The 14,561-nt window shown below is 61.2% G+C and carries 14 protein-coding genes and 1 riboswitch; of the genes, 4 read left to right on the forward strand and 10 right to left on the reverse strand.

Annotated features, from left to right (window positions below):
- Positions 1-30: 30 nt before the first annotated feature.
- Positions 31-278, reverse strand: a riboswitch (cobalamin riboswitch).
- Between the two features lie 179 nt (positions 279-457).
- The 5 genes from M2497_RS23200 to M2497_RS23220 form a co-directional block, all read right to left on the reverse strand.
- Positions 458-997 (reverse strand): C40 family peptidase, encoded by a 540-nt coding sequence (locus tag M2497_RS23200; protein WP_071491318.1) that lies wholly within the window; start codon positions 995-997, stop codon positions 458-460.
- Positions 998-1,141: 144 nt separating this feature from the next.
- Complete coding sequence (locus tag M2497_RS23205) at positions 1,142-1,771, reverse strand: NlpC/P60 family protein (RefSeq protein ID WP_058424953.1); 630 nt, start codon at positions 1,769-1,771, stop codon at positions 1,142-1,144.
- Between the two features lie 213 nt (positions 1,772-1,984).
- Positions 1,985-2,689 (reverse strand): DnaA regulatory inactivator Hda, encoded by a 705-nt coding sequence (gene hda, locus M2497_RS23210; protein WP_010208669.1) that lies wholly within the window; start codon positions 2,687-2,689, stop codon positions 1,985-1,987.
- Between the two features lie 203 nt (positions 2,690-2,892).
- On the reverse strand, positions 2,893-3,966 hold the full coding sequence (locus tag M2497_RS23215; protein ID WP_058424955.1) for an AI-2E family transporter: 1,074 nt from the start codon (positions 3,964-3,966) through the stop codon (positions 2,893-2,895).
- 32 nt (positions 3,967-3,998) lie between these two features.
- Positions 3,999-5,039 carry a DUF2066 domain-containing protein gene (locus M2497_RS23220; protein WP_248483472.1) on the reverse strand — a complete coding sequence of 347 codons (1,041 nt, stop codon included), beginning with the start codon at positions 5,037-5,039 and terminating at the stop codon, positions 3,999-4,001.
- 354 nt (positions 5,040-5,393) lie between these two features.
- Between M2497_RS23220 and purM the strand changes: the two genes are divergently transcribed.
- The 4 genes from purM to M2497_RS23240 all read left to right on the forward strand — a co-directional run bounded on the left by purM (position 5,394) and on the right by M2497_RS23240 (position 8,276).
- Entirely contained in the window at positions 5,394-6,452 is a 1,059-nt protein-coding gene (purM, locus tag M2497_RS23225) for a phosphoribosylformylglycinamidine cyclo-ligase (RefSeq protein ID WP_016976515.1), read from the forward strand.
- Positions 6,452-7,102, forward strand: coding sequence for a phosphoribosylglycinamide formyltransferase (gene purN, locus M2497_RS23230; RefSeq protein ID WP_248483474.1), 651 nt, complete (start codon positions 6,452-6,454; stop codon positions 7,100-7,102). Before purM ends, purN begins: the two co-directional genes overlap by 1 nt.
- Positions 7,103-7,110: 8 nt before the next feature.
- The gene (locus M2497_RS23235) at positions 7,111-7,824 is read left to right on the forward strand and encodes a DUF3108 domain-containing protein (RefSeq protein ID WP_058424959.1); all 714 of its coding nucleotides are present in this window, start codon (positions 7,111-7,113) and stop codon (positions 7,822-7,824) included.
- 263 nt (positions 7,825-8,087) lie between these two features.
- Positions 8,088-8,276, forward strand: a complete 189-nt coding sequence (locus M2497_RS23240) for a hypothetical protein (protein ID WP_248483476.1) — start codon at positions 8,088-8,090, stop codon at positions 8,274-8,276.
- A gap of 202 nt (positions 8,277-8,478) precedes the next feature.
- On the opposite strand, the gene M2497_RS23245 is transcribed toward M2497_RS23240, so the two are convergent.
- From M2497_RS23245 to cysM, 5 genes are all read right to left on the reverse strand, one after another.
- Complete coding sequence (locus M2497_RS23245) at positions 8,479-9,024, reverse strand: DUF2058 domain-containing protein (RefSeq protein WP_010208656.1); 546 nt, start codon at positions 9,022-9,024, stop codon at positions 8,479-8,481.
- A 25-nt stretch (positions 9,025-9,049) separates the two neighbouring features.
- A complete protein-coding gene (gene mazG, locus M2497_RS23250; protein WP_071493797.1) occupies positions 9,050-9,883 on the reverse strand; it encodes a nucleoside triphosphate pyrophosphohydrolase in 834 nt (277 codons plus the stop codon).
- Positions 9,883-12,126, reverse strand: a complete 2,244-nt coding sequence (relA, locus tag M2497_RS23255; protein WP_248483478.1) for a GTP diphosphokinase — start codon at positions 12,124-12,126, stop codon at positions 9,883-9,885. The genes mazG and relA overlap by 1 nt, the downstream gene beginning before the upstream one ends.
- Before the next feature lie 121 nt (positions 12,127-12,247).
- Positions 12,248-13,600, reverse strand: a complete 1,353-nt coding sequence (gene rlmD, locus M2497_RS23260; protein WP_248483480.1) for a 23S rRNA (uracil(1939)-C(5))-methyltransferase RlmD — start codon at positions 13,598-13,600, stop codon at positions 12,248-12,250.
- Positions 13,600-14,502 (reverse strand): cysteine synthase CysM, encoded by a 903-nt coding sequence (gene cysM / locus M2497_RS23265; protein WP_248483482.1) that lies wholly within the window; start codon positions 14,500-14,502, stop codon positions 13,600-13,602. The genes rlmD and cysM overlap by 1 nt, the downstream gene beginning before the upstream one ends.
- Between the last annotated feature and the right edge of the window lie 59 nt (positions 14,503-14,561).

Here is a 14,561-nt window from a genome sequence, read left to right on the forward strand (position 1 = left end):
ACAACAGACAGCCAAGCATCGCCCACCGTGATGCTGTTGGATGTTGCAGGCCGGTCTCCGGGCTCATGAGTGGTGTGCGGGTTGAAGGCAGGCCAACGCTGCGCCTTCCCATATCGCAGGCGATACAGTGGCAAAAAGCAGCGTCTTGACTCATTTACCGTTGCGGGGGCAGCGCCGGAATCGAGGCGGCACTGTGTAGAAGTGCGCTCACTCACCGGCTTCCCTGTTTCACTCCGTCGACCCGTGGGTCACAGAGCACCTGGAACAAGCGGCGAAGGGTAGTAGGTTGGGGGTGGAGCGTCAATTAAAGCAACTGCCTCACCTGTACTTGAAGCTGCCACAAAACAACTGTGGGAGGGGGCTTGCCCCCGATGGCGGTGGATCAGCCCATTGATCGTTAGCTGACACACTGCTATCGGGGGCAAGCTCCCTCCCACATTTTGATTCGAGTCTGGCGCTAAGGATTGCGTGCCAGGTTGCCCGGCAACACGCGCTTGGCGCTCAGGTAGGCATTCTGCCAATAGGCCTTGGACAGTGTATCCAGCTTCACCGTACCGCCGGTTTGTGGCGCATGCACAAAGCGCCCTTCACCCACGTAGATCCCGGCGTGGCTGACCTGGGAACCGCCACCGGTGGCGAAGAACAGCAGGTCACCGGTCTGCAGGTTCTGCTCGCTGACGTCCTGCGCGCGCATTACGATCAGCTCGCGGGTGGTACGCGGCAGGGAAATCCCGGCGGCATCGCGGAAGACAAACCCGATCAGGCCACTGCAATCAAACCCGGAGTCCGGCGTATTGCCACCCCAACGATAAGGCGTGCCGACCAGGCCCAGCGCCCGGAAGAGTACGTCTTCGGCCGCAGGCGAGAAATTCTGGGTGGAATAGTTGAACACCGGCTTGGGCTTCACCGCTACGGGAGCGGGCGGCGGTGTGCGGCTTGCGCAGGCGCTGAGGAGCGCGGCGCAGACAATGAGAATAAGGCGGGCCGAGGTCGACATGTGCAGAACAATCCTGGTCTGGATGCGGCTTTCGCTGCCGAACGCTGAAAACCAGAACGCGCAAGCAAAGCTCGCGCGAACGGATTACAACAATATCCAGGGATTCTAGCGCTTACACGTCAAACTTCAAGTATCACTTTAAGTTTACTTGCTAGCGGTAACCGTCGTCGGGGCCATGGCGAGTGCACGCTTGGCTTCGATGAAGGTTTTGCTCCAGTAGCTGTCACCCAGGTTATCGACCCGGACACCACCACTGCGGCGGCTGCTGGAGTGGATAAACTGGTTATCGCCCAAGTAGATACCGGCGTGGCTGACACGACCACGGCCTGCCGTACTGAAGAAAAGCAGATCACCGGGCTTGAGGTTGTTGCGTGCGACCAACGGTGCATTCACGTTGATCATTTCACGGGTGGAGCGCGGCAGGTTCATGCCGGCTTCTTCGCGAAACAGATAGCCGATGAAACCGCTGCAGTCGAAACCGGCTTCAGAGGTACCACCGAAACGGTAACGGGTACCGATCAGGGACATGCCGCGTTCGAGGATGCTGTCGGCCAGGACTGGAAGCTGGTAAGGCTTGTTGCCGGCGAAGTCGGCCAGTTCCTTTTCCGTTGCAACTTCTTCCTCATAAACAGAGGCAGATTGAGCAGCAACGAATTTTGCCTGATTTTGAACCTGTGGTTTTTGCTGATCTGCCACCTGCTGAGGGTGGGAGGCGCAACCAAACAACAGGGTAACGAGTGCGAGGGGCACGAGGGGTGCGAAGCGATTTAGCATGGGCACGACCGTGGCTGATATGTAAAGAAGTCGAGACTATGCCTTCTATCACATCGATTTGCAAATTCAATCGTGGTCTATGTGACTTCTTGTTTGGACTATGACATCTAAGCCCTTAACACCCTGTACCTGCCTTTTGCGTGGCCAAACCGGCTCAAACGCAGGTTTTCTGGCGCCTGTAATTTGCCGAAAGCCGCGAAAACAGCGGGCTAGCTACCAGCCGAGGGTTTCTTTGAGGAAGGGGATGGTCAGCTTGCGCTGGGCCTGCAAGGAGGCCTGATCGAGCTGTTCGAGCAGATCGAACAATGCGCTCATGCTGCGGGTGCCTCGAGTAAGGATAAAGTGCCCGACCTCGTCGGTGAGGTGCAGGCCGCGACGGGATGCGCGCAGTTGCAGGGCACGCAATTTGTCTTCGTCGGACAGCGGGCGCATCTGGAAGATCAGCGCCAGGGTCATGCGCGACTTGAGGTCGGCCAGCTTGATCGGCAACTCGCGGGGCGAAGTCGACGCGGCAATCAACAGGCGCCGACCGCTGTCACGCAAGCGGTTGAACAGGTGAAACAGCGCTTCTTCCCATTCCGCTTTGCCGGCGATCGCTTGCAGATCGTCCAGGCACACCAGTTCGTATTGCTCAAGATGGTCGAAGATGCCGATACCGCGGTCCATCAACTCGGCCAACGGCAGGTACACCGCCGGTTCGCCCATCTGCTCGAACCGCAGGCACGCGGCCTGCAACAGGTGGGTACGCCCTACGCCGTGCTTGCCCCACAGGTAGATCAGGCTTTCGGTCCACCCGGCGTCGGCTTCGCAGAGCCGCTCGACATAGCCGAGTGCAGCGGCATTGGCGCCTGGGTAGTAGTTGATGAAGGTGGCGTCGTCACGCAGACGCACACCCAAGGGCAGCTGAATCGGTTTCATGCTGACTGAACGGCTCCAAACGAACCGTTAGTGGCCTCTGTGTAAAGTTTGCAAAGTTTATACCCGTGACGCCGGGCGCACAATGCAACAGACCCCAAGCAAAATCAAAGGTTTGCGTTAACTTGTTGGATTTGTGCAGATTGTTTGACGGACCGCTCCCAGAAAAGACAAACCCGGCGTTGGCCGGGTTTGTGAAGAAAGGGTTACAAGTCGGGATCTTCAACCCCCGTATACGCATCCGAATCCTTGTACAGATCGTGCACATGGCGCACCAGCACCATGATCACCGCCGCCACCGGCAATGCCAGCAGGATACCGGTGAAGCCGAACAGCTCACCGCCCGCCAGGATCGCAAAGATCACCGCCACCGGATGCAGGCCAATCCGATCCCCGACCAGCAACGGCGTCAGCACCATGCCTTCAAGGGCCTGGCCGACCATGAATACGGCCACGATCCCCAGCATCGGGTACAGGTCGCCGCCAAACTGGAACAAGCCCGCGACCAGCGCCGCGCCGATCCCAATCACAAAGCCCATATAAGGTACGATCGCGGCCAGGCCGGCGATCAGGCCGATCAACAGGCCCAGTTCCAGGCCGATAGCCATCAAGCCGGCCGCGTAGATGATCCCCAGGGCCAGCATCACCAGCAACTGCCCGCGCACGAAGGCGCCGAGCACCTCATGGCATTCCTCAGCCAGTGAAACAATGCGTTCCTCACGGTTGCGCGGCAGCAGGCTGCGGATCTTGGCCATCATGATGTCCCAGTCGCGCAGCAAGTAGAACGCCACCACCGGGATCAGCACGAGGTTGGTCAGCCAGCCGATCAGCGCCAGGCTGGACGCAGTCGCCTGGCTGAGGATGACCCCGACGATGTCGGTGGTCTGGCCCATATGTTCGCTGATGGCCGCCTTGACCTTGTCGAACTTCCAGAAGCCATCCGCCAGCCCCAGCTTGGCCTGGGCCCATGGCATCGCCGTGTGCTGCAGCCAATCGAGCATCTGCGGCGCCAGCTCATACAAGCGGAACAACTGCTTGGCCAGCATCGGCACCAACACCAGCACCAACGCCGTGATGATCAAGGTAAACAGGGCGAACACCGCCACCACGCCCCAGGTCCGCGACAACCCGGCCTTCTCCAGACGATCCACCACCGGATCGAACAGGTAAGCCAGCAGCAACGCGACCAGGAACGGCGTCAGGATCGAATGCAGCAGGAACACAAAAACGCACAGCAGGACAAACCCGCCAAGCCACACCCAACGACGCGTATCCGCCATAAACCACTCCATCTATATAAAGAAGAAAACTACTACCAACGAAAACGCAGTTGCGCCTGAGGTTCTGGGGCAGCAGCAGGCTGCGCACCCTCCGCCACGGGTTGCTGGACCGGTGCTTCACCCGCAGGAATTTCCTGCAACCTGGCCAGGCTCAACTGAGTACGCAACTGATCGGCACTGCCATTGACGCGGTACACGATGCGATTGCCATCCACTAACTGCGGCTGACCGCCGAAAGGCTCCAGCAGATGACCCAGCGCGGCATAACGCTCAAGGGTCATGCCCTGCACTTCCAGCAATTGTTCGGTGCTCACGCCGGGCTTGACCGCAAAGCGCGGCGCCAGCTTCTGGCTGACCGCCAGCATCACCGCATCGGCCACGGCGCCGGTGTCGGGCCCTTGCGCCGTGCCTTGCTCACTTTTGTCGCCCAGCCACAGACGCCATTTGGCCTGCCACTGGCTGCCTTCCTGACGCGCATGCACCGCCAGCAAGGCGTCGGCGCCGTAACGCTCGGAGGCAGCGCGCAGCGGTGTGGCGTCGGCACTTTCCAGATTCGGTGCGGTGGCGACCACCTGTTCATCCAGGTCACCCAGCGGCAGGCGCAACGGCAGGCCTCTGTGTTGCGCGGCACGGCGCAGCGCCTGGGCAACGGTCTGGCCATCGCCCACCAGGCTGCTGCCTTCGGTGGAGTCGTTCAGCCACCAGCCAAGGATCGACGGCCGATTGCTGCCCCAGATCGACAGGCCCGCTTCCCGCAGCACGCGATCGGTGCTCACCGGGTCGAAATCCACTTGCAGGCTTTCCGGCGGGCCAGCGTCGTAGCCGTACTGGCTGATGATTTGTTGCGGGTCCTTGCGAACGGCCGCCAGGCCCGGGCCATCGGCGGCCTTGGCGTCGCCGGTCAAGCGGATCACCAGGGTCTGCACGGCGCGCTGGGTCGCCTGGTCGCGCTCTTGCGGCGACTGACTGCTGACGGGCTCGAGTACTTGATAAAGGCCATTGAGGGTTTCGGCATGACTCGCCAGGCTGACCAACGACAAACAGCCTACAAAGAAGAACTTGAACAAACGCATGAAAGATTCCCGAACGACAAATTTAGCGGCTGGAACAGACCGCGTGAACTCGGCTTGGCAAGGCTGTGACCACAGCGACCGGTAAAACATTCACAGGGTCCTGGCAGTTTTTGTACTGTCATAACGATAGCGGTTTAAAGGCTATACCTTAATACGCGCCATGGCAGGGGCCATCAGCATTTTTTAACCGGCTTTTTTTACCTATATGGCCCTGCCCGTCGGCCCGAGGATGGCCGCTGCCCCTCAAGCCTGATAAAATCGCGCGCCTTCGCAGACCGTCACCGGCTGGGCCTTTTACCAAAAGCGCCTGCCCGCTCGGTCGTTACCCCTGAATCCCCCCTAAAGGCCTGGATCATGAGCAAGCAACCCTCCCTGAGCTACAAGGACGCCGGTGTAGACATCGACGCCGGTGAAGCATTGGTCGAACGCATCAAGAGCGTCGCCAAGCGCACTGCGCGCCCCGAAGTCATGGGCGGCCTGGGCGGTTTTGGCGCCCTCTGCGAAATCCCGGCCGGCTACAAGCAGCCTGTCCTGGTATCCGGCACCGACGGCGTGGGCACCAAGCTGCGCCTGGCACTGAACCTGAACAAACACGACACCATCGGCATCGACCTGGTTGCCATGTGCGTCAACGACCTGGTGGTGTGCGGCGCCGAGCCGTTGTTCTTCCTCGACTACTACGCCACCGGCAAGCTGAACGTGGACACCGCGGCACAAGTGGTCACCGGTATCGGTGCCGGTTGCGAACTGTCGGGTTGCTCCCTGGTCGGCGGTGAAACCGCTGAAATGCCAGGCATGTACGAAGGCGAAGACTACGACCTGGCCGGCTTCTGCGTCGGCGTCGTGGAAAAAGCCGAGATCATCGACGGCTCCAAAGTTGCTGCCGGTGACGCCCTGCTGGCCCTGCCGTCCTCCGGCCCGCACTCCAACGGTTACTCGCTGATCCGCAAGATCATCGAAGTGTCCGGTGCCGAGATCGAGAACACCCAGCTCGACGGCAAGCCGCTGACTGATTTGCTGATGGCCCCGACCCGCATCTACGTCAAGCCACTGCTCAAGCTGATCAAGGACACCGGCGCAGTCAAGGCCATGGCCCACATCACTGGCGGCGGCCTGCTGGACAATATCCCGCGCGTTCTGCCAAAAGGCGCCCAGGCCATCGTTGACGTCGCCAGCTGGCAGCGTCCTGCGGTATTCGACTGGTTGCAAGAGAAAGGCAACGTCGACGAAACCGAAATGCACCGCGTGTTGAACTGCGGCGTCGGCATGGTCATCTGCGTGGCTCAGGAGCACGTTGAAACCGCGCTGAACGTACTGCGCGAAGCCGGCGAGCAGCCTTGGGTCATCGGCCAGATCGCCACCGCTGCCGAAGGCGCGGCTCAGGTTGAGCTGAAGAACCTCAAGGCTCATTAATGTCTCAGACCTGTGATGTCGTGGTGCTGCTCTCCGGCACCGGCAGTAACTTGCAGGCCCTGATCGACAGCACGCGCACCGGCGACAACCCGGTGCGCATTGCTGCGGTGATCTCCAACCGCAGCGACGCCTACGGCCTGCAACGCGCCAGGGACGCGGGTATCGACACCCGCTCCCTGGATCACAAGGCGTTCGAGGGCCGTGAGGCCTTCGACCGCGCCTTGATCGAACTGATCGACGCCTTCAACCCCAAGCTCGTGGTACTCGCCGGCTTCATGCGCATCCTCAGCGCTGACTTCGTGCGGCATTACGCCGGGCGCCTGTTGAATATCCACCCTTCCCTGCTGCCCAAGTACAAAGGCATGCACACGCACCAGCGTGCGCTCGAGGCCGGCGACCGCGAGCATGGCTGCAGCGTGCACTTTGTCACCGAGGAACTCGATGGCGGGCCTCTGGTCGTACAGGCAGTGGTTCCGGTAGAGTCTGACGACTCGGCGCAGACGCTTGCGCAACGGGTTCACACCCAGGAACACAGGATTTACCCGCTGGCCGTTCGCTGGTTTGCCGAGGGGCGGTTGATTCTTGGTGACCAGGGTGCATTATTGGACGGTCAGTTACTCGCGGCCAGCGGCCACTTGATTCGAACCTAGGAGATTTTATGCGTCGCGCCTTGCTCTTCGCTTTTGCGCTGTTCGCCTTGCCAGCCGTGCAAGCAGCAGACCTTCACCCCTTCTCCGTCAGCTACACCGCCGACTGGAAACAGTTGCCCATGAGTGGTTCGGCCGAACGCAGCCTGGCCAAGAACGGCGACGGCTCCTGGACCTTGAATTTCAAGGCTTCCATGATGATCGCCAGCCTCACCGAAACCAGCGTGATCCTGTTTGACAAGGACACCCTGCAACCGAAGAGCTACACCTTCGAACGCGGTGGCCTGGGCAAGGCGAAGAAGATCAATCTGGACTTCGACCAGACCGCCAAGAAAGTCACCGGGTTTGAAAACAAAGACCCGGTCAACGTGCCCCTGCAAAGCGGCATGCTCGACAAGTCGACCTACCAGTTGGCCCTGCAGCGCGACGTGGCTGCCGGCAAGAAGAGCATGAGCTACAACGTGGTCGAAGGCACCGACGTCGACACCTACGACTTCCGCGTGATCGGCCCGGAAAAGGTCCAGACCAAGGTCGGCTCCATCGACGCGATCAAGGTCGAGCGCGTGCGTGACCCGACGCAGAGCAAGCGCATCACCCAGATGTGGTTTGCCAAGGACCAGGGCGGCATTCTGGTTGCCCTGCGCCAGGTAGAAACCGACGGCAAGGAATACAACATCATGCTGCAGGACGGCACCGTTGACGGTAAGGCTGTCAAAGGTAGCTGATCGGTAGCTGGAACAGAGAGCCTCGCGAATGCGGGGCTTTTTTTCGCCTGTCGATTGGGTTTCGCCTGACACGAACATGAAACTTTTGTCATAAAACTCAGGGCCCTGCGGCGCAATGTCGCGGTTTTCGCGGGCTGCAGCACTGTTGCATTTACCGCAATGAATTGTTGCGCGAAAAGTCGGTTTACTTAGCAAGCTAACAAATCATATAACAAAGGCCTGCGACGACTTGCCGCAGATCCACCAGAGATTGGAGCAAGCAGATGACTGTAAAAGTAACTGAACGCGACGACGAACATATGTCCCACGAAGCACTGGGCCATGGGATTCACATCTGGGATGTACACCAGCAAGACCTGTTGGTCGGCATGTTTCACAACGAGAGCGACGCTCATAATTATAAAAACGAGCTCGAAGCCCTTGAGATGAGACGCCAGTCAGAAAGCTCCTGAAGATACCTTGTAGTGAGCGGGCTTGCCCCGCACTGGGTGGCGAAGCCGCCCCACTAAAAACGCCGCATTCTTTCTGGGAGAATGCGGCGTTTGGTTTTCAGGGTCGGCCCTTTCAAGGTCTTTAGGTAGAACAGGCGATGAGTACCCTGTGGCAAGCCCGCTCGCCACAACAAGCCTGCTCACTACAATTAAGGCTGCAGCCTTACCACATCAGGTCATCCGGGATCTGGTAGGCGGCGTACGGATCATCCTCATCCGGCACCTGGCTTTCCGTCAGGATATTGAGCTGGACGATACGCTCCGGTGCGCGCTCCTGGATTTTCAGCGCCGCTTCACGCGGGATCACCTCATAACCGCCGCCGTGGTGCACGATCGCCAGGGAGCCGTTGCTCAGCTTGTTGCGCATCAGCGTGTTGACCGACAGGCGCTTGACCTTCTTGTCGTCCACGAAGTTGTAATAGTCCTCGGTGGTCAGCTTGGGCAGGCGCGAGGTCTCGATCAGTTGCTTGACCTGGGCCGTGCGGGCCTTGGCCTCGGCTTTTTCCTGCTGCTGGCGGTTCAGTTCCTGGTCGCGCTTGACCTTCTCGGCCTGCGCTTCAGCCGCCAGGCGGGCCTGGGTGTCGTCTGCCTCGATCTGGCCTTTATGAACCAGGCGCTGCTGTTTCTGTTTCTCTTTGCCGACCTGCTTGGCCTGCTTTTGGTTGACCAGACCTGCTTTGAGCAACTGGTCGCGAAGGGAAAGGCTCATGGTGCTTACTCACTTAGGCAACTGCTCAACCGCAGCTGGACACATTCTTTTCCTGACGTTTGGCTTCGCCCCACAGGGCGTCCATCGTTTCGAGGGTGCAATCTTCTATGGATTGGTGCGTATCGCGCAATGCCTGTTCGATAAATCGGAAGCGTCGCTCGAACTTGGCATTGGCGCCACGCAGCGCGGTTTCCGGGTCGACCTTGAGGTGACGGGCCAGGTTGACCGCCGCGAACAGCAGATCACCGACCTCATCGGCAATCGCCGCAGAATCGTTGTCGGCCATGGCTTCGAGCACTTCATCGAGCTCTTCGCGCACGTTATCCACCACCGGCAGGGCCGACGGCCAATCGAAGCCAACCTGGCTGGCGCGCTTCTGCAATTTGGCGGCGCGGGACAGGGACGGCAGCGCCGTGGGCACGTCATCCAGCAGGGAGAGTTGCTCCGGCGCGTCGGACTTTTCCGCACGCTCCTCAGCCTTGATCTGCTCCCAGCGCTCTTTGACCTGTTCTTCACTCAGCTGTGGGATATCCAGCGGCGCATACAGGTCGCCGGTGGGAAACACGTGGGGATGACGACGGATCAGCTTGCGCGTGATGCTGTCGATCACCCCGGCGAATTCGAAGCGCCCTTCTTCTCGCGCCAACTGGCTGTAATACACCACCTGGAACAACAGGTCGCCCAGCTCACCCTGCAGGTGATCGAAGTCGCCGCGCTCGATGGCATCGGCGACTTCGTAGGCCTCTTCCAACGTGTGCGGGACGATGGTGGCGTAGGTTTGCTTGATGTCCCACGGGCACCCGTATTGCGGGTGCCGCAGGCGGTTCATCAGGTGCAGCAGGTCTTCGAGCGAATACATCATGGGGTACGGTTACGCCGCGTCTCGATGATATTCGGCAACTGGGAAATCCGCCCCAGCAACCGCCCCAGTGCGTCCAACCCCGGAATCTCGATGGTCAGGGACATCAGCGCGGTGTTGTCCTCTTTGTTCGAGCGGGTATTGACCGCCAGCACGTTGATCCGCTCATTGAGCAGCACCTGCGACACGTCACGCAGCAACCCGGAACGGTCGTAGGCACGGATGACGATGTCCACCGGGTAAGTGAGCACCGGCACCGGCCCCCAACTGACCTGGATGATCCGCTCCGGCTCACGCCCGCCCAGTTGCAGCACCGAGGCGCAATCCTGGCGGTGAATGCTCACGCCGCGGCCCTGGGTGATATAGCCGACGATGGCGTCCCCCGGCAGCGGCTGGCAGCAGCCGGCAATTTGGGTCATCAGGTTGCCCACGCCCTGGATCTGGATATCGCCACGCTTGCCGGGCTTGTAGCCGGTGGCCTTGCGTGGGATCAGTTCCAGCTGTTCGCTGCCGCGTTCCGGCTCGACCAGTTGCTGGGCCAGGTTGACCAGTTGGGCCAGGCGCAAATCGCCGGCACCGAGGGCGGCAAACATGTCTTCGGCGATCTTCATGTTGGCCTTTTCGGCCAGCTTGTCGAAGTCCACCTGGGGCAGGCCCAGGCGCGCCAGTTCGCGCTCGAGCAAGGTTTTACCGGCCGCGACGTTCTGGTCGCGCGCCTGCAATTTGAACCAGTGGACGATCTTCGCCCGCGCCCGCGACGTGGTGATGTAGCCCAGGTTCGGGTTCAGCCAGTCGCGGCTCGGCGTACCGTGCTTGCTGGTGATGATCTCGACCTGTTCACCGGTCTGCAGGCTGTAGTTGAGGGGCACGATGCGCCCGTTGATCTTGGCGCCCCGGCAGTTGTGGCCGATCTCGGTGTGCACGCGGTAGGCGAAGTCCAGCGGCGTGGCGCCCTTGGGCAAGTCGATGGCATGGCCGTCCGGAGTGAAGATATAGACCCGGTCCGGCTCGATATCCACGCGCAGCTGTTCGGCCAGGCCGCCGATGTCGCCGAGTTCTTCGTGCCATTCCAGTACTTGGCGCAGCCAGGAGATTTTCTCTTCGTACTGGTTGGACCCCGCCTTTACGTCGGTGCCCTTGTAGCGCCAGTGCGCACATACACCCAGCTCGGCCTCTTCGTGCATGGCGTGGGTGCGGATCTGCACTTCCAGCACCTTGCCCTCGGGGCCGATCACCGCCGTGTGCAACGAGCGATAGCCGTTTTCCTTGGGGTTGGCGATGTAGTCGTCGAACTCCTTGGGGATGTGCCGCCACAGGGTGTGGACGATGCCCAGCGCGGTGTAGCAGTCGCGCATTTCCGGCACCAGCACGCGCACCGCACGCACGTCGTAGATCTGGCTGAAGGCCAGGCCCTTGCGCTGCATTTTGCGCCAGATGGAATAGATGTGTTTGGCGCGGCCGCTGATGTCGGCTTCGACGCCGGTGGCCTGCAATTCGGAGCGCAGCTGGTTCATCACGTCGGCGATAAAGCGCTCGCGGTCGAGCCGCCGCTCATGCAGCAACGTGGCAATCTGTTTGTATTGATCGGGTTCGAGGTAGCGGAAGGACAAGTCTTCCAGCTCCCACTTGATATGGCCGATGCCCAGGCGGTGCGCCAGCGGCGCATAGATGTCGAAGACCTCGCGGGCGACGCGGTTGCGCTTCTCGTCGTCGGCGGTCTTCACCGCACGGATCGCGCAAGTACGCTCGGCCAGCTTGATCAGGGCGACGCGCACGTCATCGACCATCGCCACCAGCATCTTGCGCAGGTTCTCGACCTGGCCCTGGGTGCCCAGCACCATGGACTGGCGCGGGCTGAGGCTGGCGCTGATCGCGGCCATGCGCAGCACGCCGTCGATCAGCTTGGCCACCACGGTGCCGAAACGCTGGCTGACGGTGGGCAACGGGATATGCCCTTCACGCACGCCGCGATAGAGCACGGCGGCGATCAGCGAATCCTGGTCCAGCTTGAGATCGGCGAGGATCTCGGCGATCTCCAACCCGGTGCGAAAGCTGGAAGTGCCTTCGGCCCACAGGTTCTTGGCCGCATTGTCTTGCTGCTCGGACTCACGAGCGAACTCGCAGGCGGCTTTCAAGGCTTCACGGTCCAGTGCCGGGTCGACACTGATGGCATGGTCCAGCCATGCCTCGAGATTGATACTGCCGTCGGTGTTGATCGGCTGGTGTGCTCTCACCTGTACCATCTTGCTTACCTTCCCTACGACGCACCTTCGATGCGCCAAAATCATCGCCGACGTTTACTGCGAACTCCCTGGCAGATCACAGGCCCTGGAGAACGCAGGCCAGTCGGATTAAACGGGCATCCTAGCCCGCTTCAAATAACGCCATGGCCTCGACATGCGCGGTTTGCGGAAACATGTCGAGGATCCCGGCACGTTTTAGCCGGTAGCCTTGCTTGACCAACTCAACCGTGTCCCGCGCCAGCGTGGCCGGGTTGCAGGACACATACACCAGACGCTTGGCGCCCAAGGTCGCAAGCTTGCGCACAACCTCCAGGGCACCGTCACGGGGTGGGTCCAAGAGTACCGCAGAAAAGCCCTGTTTGGCCCATTCTGCGTCAATCAAAGGCTGGGACAAATCGGCCTGAAAAAACTGCGCATTATGCAAATCGTTGCTGACGGCATTCACGGCCGCCCGGTCCACCATGGTCTGCACACCTTCCACCGCCACCACTTCACGCACCTGGCGCGCCAGTGGCAGGGCGAAATTGCCCAGGCCGCAAAACAGGTCCAGCACCCGTTCGTCGGGTTGTGGCGCCAGCCATTCGAGGGCCTGGGCGACCATCGCCGCGTTGACGCCGGCGTTGACCTGCACGAAGTCTCCTGGCCGGTAAGCCAGCTCCAGATTCCACTGTTCCAGTTGAAAGCCCAACACAGCATCGGTGTCGACCGGCTCCGGCTGGCCCTCGCCATGCAGCCACAATTGAGCCTCATGGAAAGTGCAGAATTCTCTCAACACCTGCAGGTCCGCTTCGGACAACGGCGCCATATGCCGCAGCAACACCGCAACGCATGTACCGCTGAACAATTCCACATGCCCCAGGGCCTGGGGTTTGCTCAGGCGGCGCAGCATGTTCGGCAGGCGCTGCATGATCGGTTGCAAGGCCTGTACCAGCACCGGGCAATCATCGATGGCGACGATGTCCTGGCTGGCCACGGCGCGAAAACCGACGTCCAGGTGTTTCGCCTTGGCATCCCAACGCACCGCCACGCGGGCGCGGCGACGGTAGCCGAATTCCGGCCCGCTCAACGGCGCGGCCCACTCTTGCGGTTCGACACCGGCCACGCGGGACAGTTGCTCGGCGAGCATGCGCTGTTTCAGGGCAAGCTGTTCGGTGTGGGGCAGGTGCTGCACGCTGCAACCGCCACAACGACCAACGTGCGCGCACGGTGCCGGGCGACGCAGTTCGCTGGCCTTGAAGACGCGCTCGGTGCGTGCCTCGACGATTTTGCCGTGGGCACCCAGCACTCGCGCCTCGACTTCTTCGCCAGCCAGCGCGCCGTTCACAAACCAGGTGCGGCCCTCGAAGAACACGATGCCACGGCCATCATTGGCCAGGCGCTCGATGGTCAGGCGTTGTTTCTTGCCCACCGGAATCTGCGGGGCCCGGCTGCCGCCCGTCGGTTGGAAGCGCAGGCCTCTCTCGTGCTTGGCCATCAGTTGGGTTCGTCGAAGATGCCGGTCGACAGGTAGCGGTCGCCTCGGTCACAGATGATCGCGACGATCACCGCGTTTTCCACTTCTTTGGACAGGCGCAACATGCCCGCCACCGCGCCACCGGAAGACACGCCGCAGAAGATGCCTTCTTCACGCGCCAGGCGGCGGGTGGTGTCTTCGGCCTCGCGCTGGGCCATGTCGATGATGCGGTCCACACGCGTGGCGTTGTAGATCTTCGGCAGATACTCCTCGGGCCAACGGCGGATCCCCGGGATGGCCGAACCTTCCATCGGTTGCAGGCCGACGATCTGGATCGCCGGGTTCTGCTCCTTGAGGTAGCGCGAGTTGCCCATGATGGTGCCGGTGGTGCCCATGGAGCTGACGAAGTGGGTGATGGTGCCCTGGGTCTGGCGCCAGATTTCCGGGCCGGTGCTGGTGTAGTGCGCCTCGGGGTTGTCGCCATTGGCGAACTGGTCCAGCACCAGGCCACGGCCTTCGGCGGCCATGCGCTCGGCGAGGTCGCGCGCGCCTTCCATGCCTTCTTCCTGGGTGACCAGCACCAACTGGGCGCCATAGGCCGTCATCGCCGCCTTGCGCTCGGCGCTGCCGTTGTCGGGCATGATCAGGATCATCTTGTAGCCCTTGATCGCGGCGGCCATGGCCAGGGCGATCCCGGTGTTACCCGAGGTGGCCTCGATCAGCGTGTCGCCGGGCTTGATCTGCCCGCGCAACTCGGCGCGGGTGATCATCGACAGCGCCGGGCGGTCCTTCACGGAACCGGCCGGGTTATTCCCTTCGAGCTTGAGCAGCAGGGTATTACTGGTTTCACCCGCCATGCGTTGCAAGCGGACCAGGGGCGTGTTGCCGACGCAATCGGCGATTGTAGGGTACTGCAAGGTCATGGCGTATTCGCAATCCAGACTGCGGGGCGCACATCATACCGGGAAAGGCTGGCGGGCCA

Origin of the sequence: Pseudomonas sp. CYM-20-01 (assembly GCF_023169845.1) — a bacterium.
Taxonomy (GTDB): Bacteria; Pseudomonadota; Gammaproteobacteria; order Pseudomonadales; family Pseudomonadaceae; genus Aquipseudomonas; species Aquipseudomonas azotoformans.

Bases quoted from the DNA above. Each gene is read 5' to 3' on its own strand.
- M2497_RS23200 (WP_071491318.1), bottom strand. From the start codon at position 997: ATGTCGACCTCGGCCCGCCTTATTCTCATTGTCTGCGCCGCGCTCCTC.
- M2497_RS23205 (WP_058424953.1), bottom strand. From the start codon at position 1,771: ATGCTAAATCGCTTCGCACCCCTCGTGCCCCTCGCACTCGTTACCCTG.
- hda (WP_010208669.1), bottom strand. From the start codon at position 2,689: ATGAAACCGATTCAGCTGCCCTTGGGTGTGCGTCTGCGTGACGACGCC.
- M2497_RS23215 (WP_058424955.1), bottom strand. From the start codon at position 3,966: ATGGCGGATACGCGTCGTTGGGTGTGGCTTGGCGGGTTTGTCCTGCTG.
- M2497_RS23220 (WP_248483472.1), bottom strand. From the start codon at position 5,039: ATGCGTTTGTTCAAGTTCTTCTTTGTAGGCTGTTTGTCGTTGGTCAGC.
- purM (WP_016976515.1), top strand. From the start codon at position 5,394: ATGAGCAAGCAACCCTCCCTGAGCTACAAGGACGCCGGTGTAGACATC.
- purN (WP_248483474.1), top strand. From the start codon at position 6,452: ATGTCTCAGACCTGTGATGTCGTGGTGCTGCTCTCCGGCACCGGCAGT.
- M2497_RS23235 (WP_058424959.1), top strand. From the start codon at position 7,111: ATGCGTCGCGCCTTGCTCTTCGCTTTTGCGCTGTTCGCCTTGCCAGCC.
- M2497_RS23240 (WP_248483476.1), top strand. From the start codon at position 8,088: ATGACTGTAAAAGTAACTGAACGCGACGACGAACATATGTCCCACGAA.
- M2497_RS23245 (WP_010208656.1), bottom strand. From the start codon at position 9,024: ATGAGCCTTTCCCTTCGCGACCAGTTGCTCAAAGCAGGTCTGGTCAAC.
- mazG (WP_071493797.1), bottom strand. From the start codon at position 9,883: ATGTATTCGCTCGAAGACCTGCTGCACCTGATGAACCGCCTGCGGCAC.
- relA (WP_248483478.1), bottom strand. From the start codon at position 12,126: ATGGTACAGGTGAGAGCACACCAGCCGATCAACACCGACGGCAGTATC.
- rlmD (WP_248483480.1), bottom strand. From the start codon at position 13,600: ATGGCCAAGCACGAGAGAGGCCTGCGCTTCCAACCGACGGGCGGCAGC.
- cysM (WP_248483482.1), bottom strand. From the start codon at position 14,502: ATGACCTTGCAGTACCCTACAATCGCCGATTGCGTCGGCAACACGCCC.